This is a genomic window from Shewanella sp. Actino-trap-3, from assembly GCF_002836275.1.
Classification (GTDB): Bacteria; Pseudomonadota; Gammaproteobacteria; order Enterobacterales; family Shewanellaceae; genus Shewanella; species Shewanella psychromarinicola.
This window is the reverse complement of the sequence record NZ_PJCE01000001.1, coordinates 1,219,703-1,235,194: the sequence shown is the minus strand read 5'-3', so window position 1 is coordinate 1,235,194 and position 15,492 is coordinate 1,219,703. Positions and strand designations below refer to the sequence as shown.

Genomic DNA, 15,492 nt, shown 5'->3' with positions numbered 1-15,492 from the left:
TTACAGTCACATTAGAAAATGTATTTTTAAGCATTTGCCGTGATGATGGAGCTTTATGGATATAGGGTCAGATATTAATCACTTCATGGAAGAGAGCAACCAACATTCTTTTCGTGAATCAAGTGTTGAACGCTACAGTACAATACTTGATATGGTATTGCAGGGCCTTCCGTTAGGCGAAATACTTCATGACTTAGTCTTATTGATTGAAGCACAAAAAATAGGAACCCGGGCATCAGTACTGTTACTCAGTGATGACGGTAAACGGCTATTATCGGGTGCGGCTCCTAATCTCCCTGAAGAATATAATAATGCAATAAATGGCATCGAAATTGGTCCCAATATTGGTTCTTGTGGCGCTGCAGCATTTACGTGTGAAAGTGTCATTGTTGAAGACATCGAGCATCATCCTAATTGGCAAGATTATAAAGTACTACCATTAAAAGCGGGATTGAAAGCGTGTTGGTCTGAGCCGATAAAAGACAGTAACCAAAAGGTATTGGGCACTTTCGCCATGTACTATGACACGGTTAAATCGCCATCAGAGCAAGATTTATACCTAATACAAGAAGCGGCACGTTTGGCAAGTTTAGCCATTGATCGAAGTCGTGGGATGTACATTGAACGGTTAAGTAGCCAAATTTTTAACAGCCTGCCCATCGCGCTTGTGATCACCACTGAAGACAACTCAGTCTTATCCGTTAATCCAATTTTTAAATCGCTAACATCTACCTATTATTCAAACCTGAAACTCTTTGATGTTCATCGTTTTTTAAGCCATTCTCCGCATCATGTGGTTGCTGATTTATTTGAAAATTTAAACCGAGGGCAGGCTTGGCAAGGGGAGTTAAAAGGCCTTAAAAGCGATAATGATATTATTGATATTGCTCTTACCGTGACGGTTATTCGAGATAGCTTTACTCAACAAAATTGTTTCGCATGGCTGATTACTGATATTTCAGCTCGTAAAAATGCTGAAAAATTAATTGATTTTCAAACAAACTATGATCAATTGACCGGATTATCCAATCGAAAGTATTTATTCAATACGTTACAAACCATGATAGATTCAAATAACAACGTAAATGGTTGTAAACAAGAGTTTAATTTAATGTTGATGGACATCGATCATTTTAAACAAATTAACGACACGATCGGACATGATAACGGTGATCTGGTACTGAAATTTGTGGCGCAGCGTTTATTGAGTGTTATTCCCGAGAATGTTCTCATTGCACGTATTGCGGCCGATGAATTTGCTTTAGTTTTGCCCGGTAAAATGTCTACAGAGTCATTGATTAGCTTGTTTAATAATTTAACGGATGAACTGAAAAAACATTTTATTGTCGGTAGTCAAGATATGATGCTGTCAATGAGTACTGGTCTCGCTCGATTTCCTTATGATGCAGATAATGTTGAACAAATATTAAATTGCGCCACTCAAGCCATGTATAATGCTAAAGCCCAAGGGCGTAATTGCCTGCAGTTTTTTAATCAGCAAATCCAAAAAGATGCAGAACGAAATGCTGAACTTCACTTATACCTCAAATCGGCATTAAGCCAAGATGAATTCGAGCTATATTATCAACCGATTGTGAATCCATTTAGTGGTCAAATCATTAAAGCGGAAGTATTATTGCGTTGGGTACATAATGGTCAATTTATTTCGCCAGATGAATTTATTCCTATTGCTGAAGAGTCCGGCCTCATTGTTCAAATCGGTGAATGGGTTAGAATGCAAGCGCTTACCACTATCGTGGCATTGCAAAAACGTCATCTTGCCATTCCACTATCCATTAACGTTTCTACCATAGAATTTTGGACCCCGGATTTACAGCATAGGTTTTTAGCCTATTTTGATGTGATACAACAAAAGCTTGGTTTGGATTATCTTCCTTACTCATTGATTACCCTTGAAATAACTGAATCATTAATGATGAAGCAGCAAGAGACTATTAATCAATTACTGACTGAGCTTAGACATCGGGGTATGCAAATTTCAGTAGACGACTTTGGTACGGGGTATTCCTCATTATCTTATTTGGCCAATTTTCCGGTGGATCAAATAAAAATTGATAAATCATTTATTCACAAAATATCATCGGGTTCGCGTCATAAAGCACTCATTGAAGCGATTGTTAGCATGAGCCGGGCGTTAGACCTGGCGATTGTCGTCGAAGGGGTAGAAACCCAAGTAGAGCTTGATTATATTAAGCAACAAGATATTGAAGCGGTACAAGGTTATTACTTTTATAAACCTATGCCACAAGAAGCCTTTTTTGATTTGTTAGCCAAGTAATCTGAATTGATGCCTGCATCATAATCATCGGATAAAATCTCAACCACCTTGAATGGAAAGGGTCGGTATTGTGGATTAAATCCATATTGATAAGGTTTAGTCTTGGAGATAAAAAAATGCCGCATTAGTTAATGCGGCATTTTTATTGAATTAAGCAAACTTAGTTAAGCATACTTTTTGGTTCAGTGAACTGAAGATTTAATGCTTCAGCCACTTCTTTACAAACCAATTTACCGTGGATAACATTTAAGCCGTTTAATAAATGTTTGTCATTTAATAATGCTTGTTTGTAACCTTGGTTGGCTAACTTAATGATGTAAGGAAGGGTTGCGTTGTTCAATGCAAACGTAGAAGTACGTGCAACCGCGCCAGGCATGTTAGCCACGCAATAATGTACAACATCATCAACAATGTAAGTTGGGTCTTGGTGAGTGGTTGCGTGTGATGTTTCTACACAGCCACCTTGGTCAATAGCGACGTCAACAATTGCACTACCAGGTTTCATGCGCTTAACCATGTCTTTAGTGATTAATTTTGGCGCCGCAGCACCCGGTACTAATACACCACCAATCACAAGATCAGCTTCTAACACATGACGTTCTATCGCATCAGCTGTTGAGTAAACCGCTTTAACCGCAGAACCAAACTGAATATTTAAACGACGTAAGGCATCGATGCTGCGATCTAATACCACCACATCAGCACCCATACCAACGGCCATTTGCGCAGCGTTAGTACCGACCATACCGCCGCCGATAATGACCACTTTTGCAGGTTCTACACCAGGCACACCGCCTAACAGCATGCCTCGGCCACCCAATGATTTCTCAAGCGCGCGAGCACCAGCCTGAATTGACATACGACCAGCCACTTCTGACATTGGTGCGAGTAAAGGTAAGCCGCCACGATCATCGGTTACGGTTTCGTAAGCAATACAAACAGCACCGCTGGTCATTAGCTCTTCTGTTTGTGGTAAATCAGGTGCAAGGTGAAGGTAAGTAAACAAAATCTGGTCGTGACGTAGCATTGCACGTTCAACTGTTTGTGGCTCTTTTACTTTTACAATCATGTCTGATTTAGCAAACACTTCAGCTGCAGTAGCTAAAATCGAGGCGCCTGCATCAGTATAGTCTTGATCGGTAAATCCAATTCCAACCCCCGCATCTGATTGAACAAAAACATCGTGACCTTTTATTGTTAATTCGCGTACGCTTGAAGGTACCATGCCTACACGGTATTCGTGGTTTTTGATTTCTGTTGGAACACCAATAATCATCTTTGAGCCTCGATTGACATAAAACCCACGTTAAGTGGGTTTAGTTGTTATTAATTGTGACCTGAACGTGCTTATTCCAGGGGACTCTAGTATAGTGCTGCTTTAGCAGATTATGCTGCTGAAGTTGCTCCTTTAATAGATATAAATATTGTTTTAAGGACAAAACAAGGTTAAATATATGGTAAATAGTAAAAGCTTTTCAGTGAATGATTTAGACCGTATTGATCGCAATATATTAAATGAACTTCAACTGGATGGTCGCATTTCAAATGTTGAGCTATCAAAACGAGTAGGGTTAAGTCCTACACCCTGTTTGGAAAGAGTTAAAAGGCTTGAAAAACAGGGATTTATAAATGGGTATACCGCATTGGTGAATCCGCACTTTCTCGGTGCGTCTTTATTAGTGTTTGTTGAGATCACCCTTAATCGTGATACTCCAGATATTTTTGACCGCTTTAATCGTGCAGTACAATTACTTGATGATATTCAAGAATGCCATTTAGTCTCTGGTGATTTTGACTACTTATTAAAGACTCGTGTGTCAGATATGTCTGCATATAGACGATTATTAGGTGAAACCTTATTGAAACTGCCATCAATATCAGATACTCGTACTTATGTCGTCATGGAAGAAGTGAAGCAAACCAATAAAGTTGCACTGTACAACTTAGGTTAAATAGTAGCGTTTCATTTGCAGCCAAATCTTTAGCGTCTCAGTGATAAATCTGTCGTCACTTATGGGGGGTGAACGTCACCCTTGATATTCAACCTACACATTTTCGAATATAAAATCATCAACTTGAGACTAAACCCCATCGCTTTTCAGTTTCAGGATTAATTCGGCATTACAATCGATTGAGCTTGATTCAATCAAGGTGCATAATCACTGCAAATACAGTGATATTCTGTTATCTTAACCCTTATTTTTCACTTTTTATGGAAGCTTTCGTTTGACTCAGGAAAATAGTCTAAAAACACTCAGCGGTCTTCAACGATTGCTCGAAGGTGGCCTTATTTTATGTTGCATGGTTGCAACATATATTCTATTGGCGTTATCCAGTTTCAATCCAAGTGACCCAGGCTGGAGCCAGTCGCATTTTCAAGGTGAAATTCATAACTGGACCGGCGCTGTTGGAGCTTGGACTGCGGACGTGTTGTTTTATTTTTTTGGGTTCATCGCCTTTTTAATTCCTATTATGATTGCCACCACAGGTTGGTTTATTTTTAATCGTGCCCATCGATTGTTCGAAATAGATTATTTTTCAGTTGGACTAAGAATTATCGGGTTTATTTTGATGCTGCTGGCTTTGGCTGCACTGGTCAGTATGAATGCCGACGATATGTTTGTGTTTTCCGCTGGTGGCGTTGCTGGTGATGTGATTGGTCAAGCCATGCTGCCGTACTTTAATAAGCTAGGTACCACATTGCTATTGATGTGTTTTATTGGTGCCGGTTTCACCTTAGCAACAGGGATTAGTTGGTTGACCATTATTGAGTTAACCGGATTAGGTTCTATTTGGTGCGCAAAGAAATTATGGACACTGCCTCGATTATTAAAACGTGAACGTGAGACCGAAGATACTAAAGGTTTTATGTCATTAGTTGATAAGTTTACCCAACGTCGCAATGAAATTGATCAACAAAATGATCCATCACAGGATCAACCAAAGAAGTCTATCCCAGCACCTATTCACGTTAAGCCAGCAGCAGTGAGTCCACCTGTTGTTGAAAAGAAACGCAGCTTTTTTAGTCGTAAGGCTAAACCCACTGAAGATATTACCGTGTCAGACATTGATGATGAAGATCTTGATATTGATGTTCGACAAGAACCGTCGATGCAAGTCGATAATGACGATACTCATTTTGCTCCTTGGGTAGCGACTAAAGATGATATTGACTTCAACATTGATGACGACATTGATGATGAAGTGAATAACCTGAATATGGAGGATGAGCCATCTAAGGAAGTCGCTAATAAGCCTCATTCGGCAGCGGCATTAGTCGCACAACAAAAACCGAAAAAAGAAGCTAAAATTGTTGATGGCGTCGTGATGATTGATGGTCAAGGGCCTCAGCAAACTCGTCAAAAAATGGATCCTTTACCGAGTATTACCTTACTCGACGTCCCTGATCGTAAGAAAAATCCGATCAGTGAAGCAGAATTACAACAAGTAGCACGATTGGTTGAAATAAAACTGGCCGATTTTAACATCATCGCTAATGTAGTGGGGGTGTATCCAGGGCCTGTGATCACTCGCTTTGAACTTGAGTTAGCTCCAGGGGTTAAAGCGTCTAAAATTACCAATCTATCAAAAGATTTAGCCCGTTCACTATTATCGGAAAACGTGCGTGTTGTGGAAGTTATTCCAGGCAAAGCTTACGTAGGTTTAGAGTTACCTAATAAATTCCGTGAAACCGTATTTATGCGTGATGTACTTGATTCAGAGGTCTTTAAAAATAGCAAATCGACATTGTCTATGGTATTAGGTCAAGACATTGCTGGCGAGCCGGTTGTGGTTGATTTAGGCAAGATGCCTCATCTATTGGTTGCAGGAACCACAGGTTCTGGTAAGTCGGTTGGTGTGAATGCGATGATCACCAGTTTATTGTATAAATCGGGCCCAGATGATGTCCGCTTTATTATGATTGATCCTAAAATGCTCGAATTGTCAGTATATGAAGGTATTCCGCATTTACTCTGTGAAGTGGTTACCGACATGAAGGAAGCGGCTAATGCACTGCGTTGGTGTGTGGGTGAAATGGAACGTCGTTACAAGTTAATGTCAGCATTAGGTGTGCGTAACCTTAAAGGTTACAACATCAAAATTAAAGATGCGGCGGCAAAAGGGGAGTACATTCCCGATCCATTATGGAAGTCATCTGAAAGTATGCTGGACGAGGCGCCACCTTTAGAAAAGCTGCCATCTATTGTGGTAGTGGTCGATGAATTTGCTGACATGATCATGATTGTCGGTAAAAAAGTAGAAGAACTGATAGCGCGTATTGCGCAAAAGGCTCGTGCTGCAGGGATCCATTTAATTTTAGCGACACAGCGTCCATCGGTTGATGTGATCACCGGCTTGATTAAAGCTAACATTCCGACCCGTATAGCCTTCCAAGTGTCATCACGTATTGACTCTCGTACCATTCTTGATCAACAGGGTGCAGAAACCCTCTTAGGCATGGGTGATATGTTATATTTACCGCCAGGAACGGGGTTGCCAAATCGTGTTCATGGTGCATTTATTGATGATCATGAAGTACATAAAGTCGTTGCCGACTGGTGTGCTCGTGGTAAGCCGCAATATATTGAAGAAATTCTTAATGGTGCCACTGATGGTGAGCAAGTATTGTTACCCGGTGAAACCTCAGATAGTGAAGAAGAGCTCGATGCATTATATGATGATGCGGTAGCATTTGTGACCGAAACACGCCGAGGTTCTATTTCGAGCGTACAACGTAAATTTAAAATTGGTTACAACCGCGCCGCCCGTATTATTGAAATGATGGAAGGACAAGGTATTGTGACGGCTCAAGGCCACAACGGTAATCGTGAAGTGTTGGCTCCGCCGCCACCAAGAACATAATAGGAATGATGATGAATAAACGTTTTACGGTATTAAGCCTATTATTGACAACGAGCTTAAGTTGCTTTGCCGCGATGGCAGATGACGCAACCCAATTACGTGAAAAGCTATCTAATATTGATAGCTTGCATGCGACATTTTCCCAGCAAGTGACCGACATTAACAATAAACCAATCCAAAGTGGAAGCGGCGTGTTTGCGCTAGCGTACCCTAATCAATTTTACTGGCATTTAACTGAGCCTGATGATTCACTGATTGTGGCCGATGGTGTTAACTTGTGGATTTATAATCCCTTTGCTGAAGAAGTCACAGTAATGGATGTTGCTCAAGCGGTTGATGCATCACCTATGGCCTTGTTGGTTCATCGAGATGAAGCCACATGGGCTAAATATTCAGTCACCAAGCGTGCAGTTAACGCTAAAGCAAGTTGTTTTGATATCCAACCTAAAAAACTCAACAGTAATGTTGTCGCCGTAAGTGTGTGTTTTGAAGCGAGTCAATTAGTTAAATTTAACTTAACTGACGAGCAAGGTAATCTAAGCCAATTTGCATTGACTCAGCAACGCACGGTGAAACCTGATGAAGCCAATATATTTGAGTTTGCCGTGCCCGATAACGTTGATATAGATGATCAACGTTTAAAGCAAACTAACTAAGTTATTTGATGGCTAATTTAGGTTTTGATTTTTCCCCAGACTTTCGCCCCTTGGCAGCTCGTATGCGTCCAAGGGAAATTAGCGAATATATTGGTCAGGCACATTTATTAGGTGAAGGTCAGCCTCTGCGTAGGGCGTTAGAAGCTAACCGAGCTCATTCGATGCTACTGTGGGGGCCGCCTGGTACAGGCAAAACCACCTTGGCAGAGTTAATTGCCCATTATGCCAACGCCCATGTTGAACGTATTTCTGCGGTGACATCGGGCGTAAAGGATATCCGGGCCGCCATAGAGCAAGCCAAGGCTATCGCCCAAAGCCGCGGTCAACGTACCTTATTGTTTGTCGATGAAGTCCACCGGTTTAATAAAAGCCAGCAAGATGCATTTTTACCTTTTATTGAAGACGGTACGGTCATTTTTATTGGCGCCACCACCGAAAACCCCTCATTTGAAATCAATAATGCCTTATTATCCCGGGCGCGCGTTTACCTGATTAATCGTCTCACACCAGACGAAATAAGTTTGATTGTTACCCAAGCATTAACCGATGAAGAACGGGGTTTGGGCAAACGCCAGTTAACATTACCTGCAGATGTGGCCAAGCAATTAGCCGACATTAGTGATGGCGATGCACGTAAAGCCCTTAATTTACTTGAGCTAATGAGTGATTTAGTCAGTGATGGTGGCGCATTTTCCACTGACATGCTCACTCAAGTCGCGGGGCATCAAGCTGCGGGTTACGATAAAAATGGCGATCAATTTTACGATTTAATTTCTGCAGTGCATAAGTCGGTGCGAGGATCATCTCCCGATGCCGCCTTGTATTGGTATTGCCGCATTCTAGAAGGTGGCGGCGATGCCTTGTATGTTGCACGACGTTTATTAGCCATTGCCTCTGAAGACATTGGTAACGCCGATCCTGTCGCCATGACCGTTGCACTTAATGCATGGGATTGTTACCACCGTATTGGGCCCGCTGAAGGTGAGCGCGCCATTGCTCAGGCGGTGTTGTATTTAGCCAGTGCGCCTAAAAGTAATGCTGTTTATAGCGCATTTAACGCTGCGCGTGAGTTAGCTAAGCAAACTGGACACGAGCCTGTGCCGAACCACCTTCGCAATGCCCCGACCAAATTGATGAAAGAAATCGGCTTTGGCAAAGAATACCGTTATGCTCATAATGAACCGGGTGCTTATGCTGCTGGGGAGAATTACTTTCCTGAATCATTGCAACAAAGCCAATTTTATCAGCCTACGAATAGAGGTTTTGAAAAACGCATTCAAGATAAATTAGCGCAGTTAAACCAACTTGATCAACAAAGCGAGGACAAGCGCTATGACTAATGTGTTCTTGGTGGCACTAGGTGGGTCAATTGGTGCAGTTTTACGCTATCTTCTGTCAATTTTTATGATCCAGCTATTTGGAAGCAGTTTTCCTTTTGGTACACTGTTAGTCAATCTATTGGGATCGTTTTTAATGGGCGCCGTTTATGCGATGGGGCAATTAAGTCATATTAGCCCTGAAATTAAAGCGCTTATTGGCATTGGCCTATTGGGCGCGTTAACGACGTTTTCGACTTTCTCGAATGAAACCTTACTGCTGCTGCAAGAAGGCTTATGGCATAAAGCTATTTTAAATGTGTTGTTGAATGTCTCCTTATGTCTATTTATGGTGTATTTAGGTCAACAACTTATATTTTCTCGCGTTTAACTAAAAAGAACTGACAACATGCTAGATCCAAAATTTTTGCGTAATGAACTGGACATCACCGCCGAGCGTTTAGCCACTCGTGGCTTTATTCTTGAAGTCGATAATTTGACCAAGCTTGAAGAAAAGCGTAAATCGCTTCAAGTGGCTACCGAAGACTTACAAGCCTCGCGTAATGCGATATCGAAGTCGATTGGTCAAGCTAAAGCGCGCGGCGAAGACACCAGTTCCATTATGGCGCAAGTGGGTGATTTAGGTGCGCAGTTAGATGCAAAGAAAGCTGAGCTTGCTGAGTTGTTGCAACAGATCAATAGCATCGCCATGAGCATGCCAAATTTGCCAGACGAATCGGCTCCCGTGGGTGCTGATGAAAATGACAATGTAGAAGTACGCCGGTGGGGTACCCCAAAAGTATTCGATTTCGAAGTCAAAGATCATCTTGATTTAGGTGAAGCGTTAGGTGGATTAGATTTTAAAAGTGCGGTAAAAATTACCGGTTCACGTTTTATTATTATGCGTGGCCAAATTGCCCGTTTAAATCGTGCTTTAGGTCAGTTTATGCTAGACCTACACACCACTGAACACGGCTATACCGAAACATATGTACCGCTATTGGTTAATGAAGACAGTTTATTAGGTACAGGTCAGTTACCTAAATTTGGTGAAGATTTATTCCACACTAAACCGGCCACAGAAGAAGGCCAAGGTTTATCTCTTATCCCCACTGCAGAAGTGCCATTAACCAACTATGTGCGCGATATGATTGTGGATGAAAGTGAACTGCCGATGAAAATGACCGCATTAACCTCATGTTTCAGAAGTGAAGCTGGCTCTTACGGCCGTGATACCCGCGGATTAATCCGTCAGCATCAATTCGACAAAGTAGAATTAGTGCAAATTGTTCATCCAGATAATTCAATGCAAGCACTTGACGAAATCACCGCAAATGCTGAAAAAGTATTACAGTTACTAGCATTACCGTACCGCACTATGGTGTTATGTACTGGTGATATGGGCTTTGGTTCAAGCAAAACCTTTGATATTGAAGTCTGGTTACCGGCGCAAAATACTTATCGTGAAATTTCATCTTGCTCGAACATGAAAGATTTCCAAGCCCGTAGAATGCAAGCCAGATACCGTAGCAAGGTAGATAACAAACCGGCTTTATTACACACATTAAATGGTTCAGGTTTGGCGGTTGGTCGTACGTTAGTGGCCGTGCTTGAAAACTATCAAAATCAAGATGGCACCATCACAATACCTGAAGTATTACGTCCATACATGGGTGGCTTAAGTCTGATTGGCTAATGTTATGGGCTAATATGATTTAGTGCTAGCCGCAGTCAATTTTGAGTGTGGCTAGGGTTTTAATCGTCAGTCTTTTACAAGATAGAGCTTAGACATTCATGGTCTAAAAAGACCTGTATGTTGTTGCGCGTTGAGTGACCCCACAATCCGTAAATCGAGTTAACGGCGTTACTGTATCGCAGCACATATTTTACTCCTACGTTGTATTGGAAATTGTGTCACTCAGTTTGAGTTGGTCACATATTTATAAGGGTTGGTACAACCAGCAATGGGTTCAAGTCGGCGTGATAATCGTAGGCTTATCTATTTATCAGTTATCTTCTTTTTTATTTTGTTGGTAATTGTTGAACTAGCTCAAGCAGTATTTATAGTGATAGAAAATATATTTCCAAAATAACCTCAGTTAAGGTTAGCCATTTAAAAAGCCCGCTTAAGTCATCTTAAGCGGGCTTTTTTGTAAGCCTTTTCTGCTATAAACATTTTGCCGGTTTTGGCAAACCGGCAATTTTTGTTGCTTGTTTAGCGGGACCAATCGGGAACAAGGTATACAAATATTTAGAGTTACCTTTATCCGCGCCTAAACGTTGGCCAATAGCTTTAACCAATATTCGAATGGCTGGACTGGTTTTGTACTCAAGATAAAAATCACGTACAAAACGGATCACTTCCCAGTGTTGTTCGGTCAACTCAATATTCTCAGTGGCAGCAATAACAACAGCCATGGATTCTTGCCAGTCATTGACGTTGTTTAAATAGCCTTGATGATCGGTTTCAATTTGCTGACCATTAAATTCAAAAAAATTTACCACGTTATGACCTTATCGTGTAACAAAGATTGTTCAACAAATTGTGAATAATCAATAATATCAAAAGAGCTAGCAGTCTTATTCGCTAACATCATCAAGCGTTCAACTAGGCCTCTTGCTACAACATCATCTTGCAGCACAAACAGCTTAATGTTTGCTAAACGTTGTTGCCACTGGGTTTGTAACAAACAATTCACCGCATCGCTAGACAATAAAATACTGTCAGTAGGGTGAATATACCGCAAGCAAGTATTTAAGGCATCGTCACTCATTGTTGATGTTTGGATATGATGTAATATCAAAATACTAACACCTCATCAGCCGCTTGCAGGGTTTTGGTGATCACATCTGGAGTTGCCACAGTGGCCGCAATACTAAAGTCATTGGGGTGTATTCCTAATGTGGTCATTGATTCAGCACAAACCAATACGGTATCAATATCGTAAAGAGAAAGCGCTTTAAACGCCGACACATAATCTTTAGAGCCTGCTTGCTCGGGGGTTTGGCCTGCCAGTAAATGTAATACCGCTTCATTGGTAAATACCAGACTCACTTGTTGCTCAAAGCTTGCGCTGAGCATGGCAAAATCTAACCCTTCACGGGTACTTGTGGTGCCAAAAGGGGCATGCCTAAAAATAATCACTAGTGATTTCATTGTCTATTCCACTAATACCTTAAAAGCTAATTAATCTATCTGCTTGCTCAATACCCACCACTAATTCACCTAAACCGCCCATGATAAATGCGTCGCTGCTATTCCATTGTGGTTTACCATTTTCCGTCGCATCTTGTTGCGATAATACGCCACGCCGCAGAGCTGCAGAGACACAATTGGTCAACGGTATCGAATGTTTTAATGACAATGATTGCCAATTGGAATGCATATCAATTTCGTCAGAAGCAGGACAGGTGAGGGCATTACTGTTAGTTACGCCATCTTGATAGAAAAAGACATTAATGATTTGATGGCCATTCGCTAATGCGCTTTGGCAAAATGCTAATGCACGAAAGCTGGCCGTAGAGCCATAAACGCTTCCATTTACTTGAATGATGAATTTGCTCATGATAAAAAAAATGACCCTAATGTAGGGTCATTTTAACGTAATTTGCTAGTGAACTCTATCGACGATTAATCGTCGCTGCCAATACCCATTAAATGTAGTAGGCTTATGAACAAGTTCAAAAAATCTAAGTACAATGAAATAGTCGCCCGAACGTAGTTTGTTTCGCCGCCATTCACGATACGACTGGTGTCATAAAGAATGAAACCGGTCATTAGCAACGCAATACCTGCGTTCATTGCCATAAATAATATTGAGCTACCGACGAATATATTAATGACCATCGCACCGATCATCACTAATAAACCCGCAAATAAGAAGCCGCGCATAAATGAAAAGTCTTTCTTCGTGGTTAACGCATATGCCGAAAGCGACACGAAAATGATAGAGGTTAAGCCTAGTGCCTGCATAATTAAGCCAGGACCATTTGCCATTCCGGCATAATGATTAAGAATGTAACCGAGTGAAGCGCCTTGCATACCCGTAAAAGCAAACACCCAAAAAATACCTGCAGAACTGTCAGCTTTTTTGAGTGTTACAAATAACAATACCAAGCTACCAAGCGATAAGCCTATTGACATCATTGGGCCAAGGTTTATCGCCATGGAAAAACCAGCAGTGACAGCAGAGAATGCTAATGTCATCGCCAGAAGCATGTAGGTGTTTTTTAACAGTTTATTGACCTCAGTAGTCGATAGACTGGTTGATATAACTGATTGTTGATTCATTATCGTCTCCAGGTGTTAACTCAATGATTCGCTCTACGAGAAAAAATATTTCTCACTCTGAAGCTAAATCTATTTGTATAGCGTAAGCAATGTATATTAAACCAAAATTAATTCATAACTAACATCATCTTAATAGTTGCTAATTTAACATATACGGTTTGATAAGTAATGCTATTACAAAAAACATATTTGGCGTAACAGGATTAACTAAGCCATTCTTTTTTTAGTTTTTCGGTATCACCTAGGTGATCTAATACCCACTGCATTGCTGGGCTCATGTTGGCATTATTCCAGGCTAAACAGCAGGCTGTGTCTTGCTTTGGTGTGGCGAGTTGTTTTTCTATGAGCGCGCCGGCTTTAATAAAGATATCGGCCAAATGGTATGGCATATATCCCACGCCTAAGCCTTCTCTAAAACAATTAATCGCTCTGATCCAATCAGGTACCACAATTCTGCGCTGATTATTCAGCAACCAATTAGGTCGATGGGCAATATTATGGGCGGTATCTTGCAGGCAAATTGACGGATATTGCAATAACTCTTCATCCGTTAATGCATGCTCTGCGATAGCTAAAGGGTGGTTTTTACCGACTAAAAAAGACCACTCAATCATCCCCATATGGCGGGACTTAAATGTACCACCAACAGGAATGCTTGACGTTGCACCAATGGCGATATCGCTTTTGCCGCTGGACAAAGCTTCCCACACTCCATTATAGACTTCTAAGCGGATAATCAATTCTATGTCGGTAAAGTGGCGATAAAAATCAGCAATTAAGCCACTAATTTTGTCAGCACGCACCATATTGTCAATCGCAATAGATAACGAAGGGCGCCAGCCATTAGCCACTTTTTGTGTATCACGTTTAATATTATTAAGCTTGGTCATAATGTCACGCGACTGGGCCACAAAATGTTCACCAGCGGGCGTCAAACTGACACTGCGATGGTGACGCTCAAACAATATTACCCCTAAGTCATCTTCAATTTGTTTAATTGCATAACTCACCGCAGACGGCACTTTATTCAATTTATTGGCTGCGGCGGTAAAACTACCCACACGGGCCACGATATCTATCATCTCGAATGCTTGTTCTGAAAGCATCTCGCTATCCTTGGCATTGGCAAAATTACTAGCAGTAAAGGTAAACATTAACCCTAATCAAATCAAGCAAAGTTGCCGTTATCGGCTGTTTAATCATGTTTTCGCTTAGCCCATTGCTGTATTCGAAGCTTAATAGCCGATAGCGCAGTCGCGGGCTTTTGGTGTTGAGTGAACCAATACCATTGAGCAATATTAGCTGCGCGATACATTTTGAATCACCGAACAGCAGATGATAAGTTAATTTGTGTGTTTAATAGACACTTAACGGGTTATTTGCAATTTACCCTTTACACCAAAGGGTCATTGTCATATTATTCGCCCGCTCGGAGGGATGGCAGAGTGGTCGAATGCACCGGTCTTGAAAACCGGCAACGGTTTATCCCGTTCTAGGGTTCAAATCCCTATCCCTCCGCCACATTAAATGAAAGAGCCTGCTTATCAAAGCGGGCTTTTTTGTGTCTGTAATAGTTTTGAACCCAGGGTTCCTATTTTTCAGATCGCTATCCCTCCGCCACATTCAACAAAAGGCCTTATCGAAAGATAAGGCCTTTTGTTGGGCGAAAGATAGGACTTTGAACCCACGGGTTCCTCTTTATAAAAGCAAGCTATCCCTCCGCAATATTAAATGAAAGAGCCTGCTTATCAAAGCGGGCTTTTTTGTGTCTGTAATAGTTTTGAACCTAGGGTTCCTATTTTTCAGATCGCTATCCCTCCGCCGCATTCAACAAAAAGGCCTTATCGAAAGATAAGGCCTTTGTTTGGGCGAAAGATAGGACTTTGAACCCAAGGGTTCCTCTTTATTACAAGCAAGCTATCCTTCCTCAAGATTAATATCCAATAAAAATTAACCATGAGTGTCATCGTTAGCGTTATCACTTGTATACCGAATAAAATGGGGGAGCATTTTTATTCCCACAAGTACTTGGGTTATGTTGACTTGTGTTTTAACCTAAACCAAAGG

Annotated in this window: 14 protein-coding genes and 1 tRNA gene; 8 read left to right on the top strand and 7 right to left on the bottom strand. The window is 41.3% G+C overall.

The window, feature by feature from the left end:
* Nucleotides 1-55 precede the first annotated feature (55 nt).
* A complete protein-coding gene (locus CXF80_RS05260) occupies nucleotides 56-2,299 on the top strand; it encodes a bifunctional diguanylate cyclase/phosphodiesterase (RefSeq protein WP_101031888.1) in 2,244 nt (747 codons plus the stop codon).
* 160 nt (nucleotides 2,300-2,459) lie between these two features.
* Here CXF80_RS05260 and ald read toward each other — a convergent pair whose 3' ends face one another.
* Complete coding sequence (ald, locus tag CXF80_RS05255) at nucleotides 2,460-3,575, bottom strand: alanine dehydrogenase (RefSeq protein WP_101031887.1); 1,116 nt, start codon at nucleotides 3,573-3,575, stop codon at nucleotides 2,460-2,462.
* 178 nt (nucleotides 3,576-3,753) lie between these two features.
* Here ald and lrp point away from each other — a divergent pair, with 178 nt between their 5' ends.
* The 6 genes from lrp (at nucleotide 3,754) to serS (ending at nucleotide 10,830) form a co-directional block, all read left to right on the top strand.
* Nucleotides 3,754-4,251 (top strand): leucine-responsive transcriptional regulator Lrp, encoded by a 498-nt coding sequence (gene lrp, locus CXF80_RS05250; protein ID WP_101031886.1) that lies wholly within the window; start codon nucleotides 3,754-3,756, stop codon nucleotides 4,249-4,251.
* A 274-nt stretch (nucleotides 4,252-4,525) separates the two neighbouring features.
* Nucleotides 4,526-7,162, top strand: a complete 2,637-nt coding sequence (locus CXF80_RS05245; RefSeq protein ID WP_101031885.1) for a DNA translocase FtsK — start codon at nucleotides 4,526-4,528, stop codon at nucleotides 7,160-7,162.
* An 11-nt stretch (nucleotides 7,163-7,173) separates the two neighbouring features.
* On the top strand, nucleotides 7,174-7,818 hold the full coding sequence (gene lolA, locus CXF80_RS05240) for an outer membrane lipoprotein chaperone LolA (RefSeq protein WP_101031884.1): 645 nt from the start codon (nucleotides 7,174-7,176) through the stop codon (nucleotides 7,816-7,818).
* Nucleotides 7,819-7,826: 8 nt separating this feature from the next.
* A complete protein-coding gene (locus CXF80_RS05235) occupies nucleotides 7,827-9,158 on the top strand; it encodes a replication-associated recombination protein A (protein WP_101031883.1) in 1,332 nt (443 codons plus the stop codon).
* Nucleotides 9,151-9,525, top strand: a complete 375-nt coding sequence (crcB, locus tag CXF80_RS05230) for a fluoride efflux transporter CrcB (RefSeq protein WP_101031882.1) — start codon at nucleotides 9,151-9,153, stop codon at nucleotides 9,523-9,525. Before CXF80_RS05235 ends, crcB begins: the two co-directional genes overlap by 8 nt.
* A gap of 18 nt (nucleotides 9,526-9,543) precedes the next feature.
* The gene (serS, locus tag CXF80_RS05225) at nucleotides 9,544-10,830 is read left to right on the top strand and encodes a serine--tRNA ligase (RefSeq protein ID WP_101031881.1); all 1,287 of its coding nucleotides are present in this window, start codon (nucleotides 9,544-9,546) and stop codon (nucleotides 10,828-10,830) included.
* A 470-nt stretch (nucleotides 10,831-11,300) separates the two neighbouring features.
* Here the strand turns inward: serS and CXF80_RS05220 are convergent, their stop codons facing one another.
* The 6 genes from CXF80_RS05220 to punR form a co-directional block, all read right to left on the bottom strand.
* Nucleotides 11,301-11,639, bottom strand: coding sequence for a TusE/DsrC/DsvC family sulfur relay protein (locus CXF80_RS05220; protein WP_101031880.1), 339 nt, complete (start codon nucleotides 11,637-11,639; stop codon nucleotides 11,301-11,303).
* Complete coding sequence (gene tusB, locus CXF80_RS05215; RefSeq protein ID WP_101031879.1) at nucleotides 11,633-11,938, bottom strand: sulfurtransferase complex subunit TusB; 306 nt, start codon at nucleotides 11,936-11,938, stop codon at nucleotides 11,633-11,635. The genes CXF80_RS05220 and tusB overlap by 7 nt, the downstream gene beginning before the upstream one ends.
* Nucleotides 11,935-12,291 carry a sulfurtransferase complex subunit TusC gene (gene tusC, locus CXF80_RS05210; RefSeq protein WP_101031878.1) on the bottom strand — a complete coding sequence of 119 codons (357 nt, stop codon included), beginning with the start codon at nucleotides 12,289-12,291 and terminating at the stop codon, nucleotides 11,935-11,937. Before tusC ends, tusB begins: the two co-directional genes overlap by 4 nt.
* A gap of 19 nt (nucleotides 12,292-12,310) precedes the next feature.
* Complete coding sequence (gene tusD / locus CXF80_RS05205; RefSeq protein ID WP_101031877.1) at nucleotides 12,311-12,700, bottom strand: sulfurtransferase complex subunit TusD; 390 nt, start codon at nucleotides 12,698-12,700, stop codon at nucleotides 12,311-12,313.
* 65 nt (nucleotides 12,701-12,765) lie between these two features.
* A complete protein-coding gene (locus tag CXF80_RS05200; protein ID WP_101031876.1) occupies nucleotides 12,766-13,425 on the bottom strand; it encodes a Bax inhibitor-1/YccA family protein in 660 nt (219 codons plus the stop codon).
* 203 nt (nucleotides 13,426-13,628) lie between these two features.
* Complete coding sequence (gene punR / locus CXF80_RS05195; protein WP_101031875.1) at nucleotides 13,629-14,531, bottom strand: DNA-binding transcriptional activator PunR; 903 nt, start codon at nucleotides 14,529-14,531, stop codon at nucleotides 13,629-13,631.
* Nucleotides 14,532-14,856: 325 nt separating this feature from the next.
* Here punR and CXF80_RS05190 point away from each other — a divergent pair.
* Nucleotides 14,857-14,946, top strand: a tRNA-Ser gene (locus tag CXF80_RS05190).
* The last annotated feature ends 546 nt before the right edge of the window (nucleotides 14,947-15,492 follow it).

What these genes read in the sequence shown, in the direction of transcription:
- CXF80_RS05260 (WP_101031888.1), top strand. Translation starts at nt 56, where the DNA reads ATGGATATAGGGTCAGATATTAATCACTTCATGGAAGAGAGCAACCAA.
- ald (WP_101031887.1), bottom strand. Translation starts at nt 3,575, where the DNA reads ATGATTATTGGTGTTCCAACAGAAATCAAAAACCACGAATACCGTGTA.
- lrp (WP_101031886.1), top strand. Translation starts at nt 3,754, where the DNA reads ATGGTAAATAGTAAAAGCTTTTCAGTGAATGATTTAGACCGTATTGAT.
- lolA (WP_101031884.1), top strand. Translation starts at nt 7,174, where the DNA reads ATGAATAAACGTTTTACGGTATTAAGCCTATTATTGACAACGAGCTTA.
- CXF80_RS05235 (WP_101031883.1), top strand. Translation starts at nt 7,827, where the DNA reads ATGGCTAATTTAGGTTTTGATTTTTCCCCAGACTTTCGCCCCTTGGCA.
- crcB (WP_101031882.1), top strand. Translation starts at nt 9,151, where the DNA reads ATGACTAATGTGTTCTTGGTGGCACTAGGTGGGTCAATTGGTGCAGTT.
- serS (WP_101031881.1), top strand. Translation starts at nt 9,544, where the DNA reads ATGCTAGATCCAAAATTTTTGCGTAATGAACTGGACATCACCGCCGAG.
- tusC (WP_101031878.1), bottom strand. Translation starts at nt 12,291, where the DNA reads ATGAAATCACTAGTGATTATTTTTAGGCATGCCCCTTTTGGCACCACA.
- tusD (WP_101031877.1), bottom strand. Translation starts at nt 12,700, where the DNA reads ATGAGCAAATTCATCATTCAAGTAAATGGAAGCGTTTATGGCTCTACG.
- CXF80_RS05200 (WP_101031876.1), bottom strand. Translation starts at nt 13,425, where the DNA reads ATGAATCAACAATCAGTTATATCAACCAGTCTATCGACTACTGAGGTC.
- punR (WP_101031875.1), bottom strand. Translation starts at nt 14,531, where the DNA reads ATGCTTTCAGAACAAGCATTCGAGATGATAGATATCGTGGCCCGTGTG.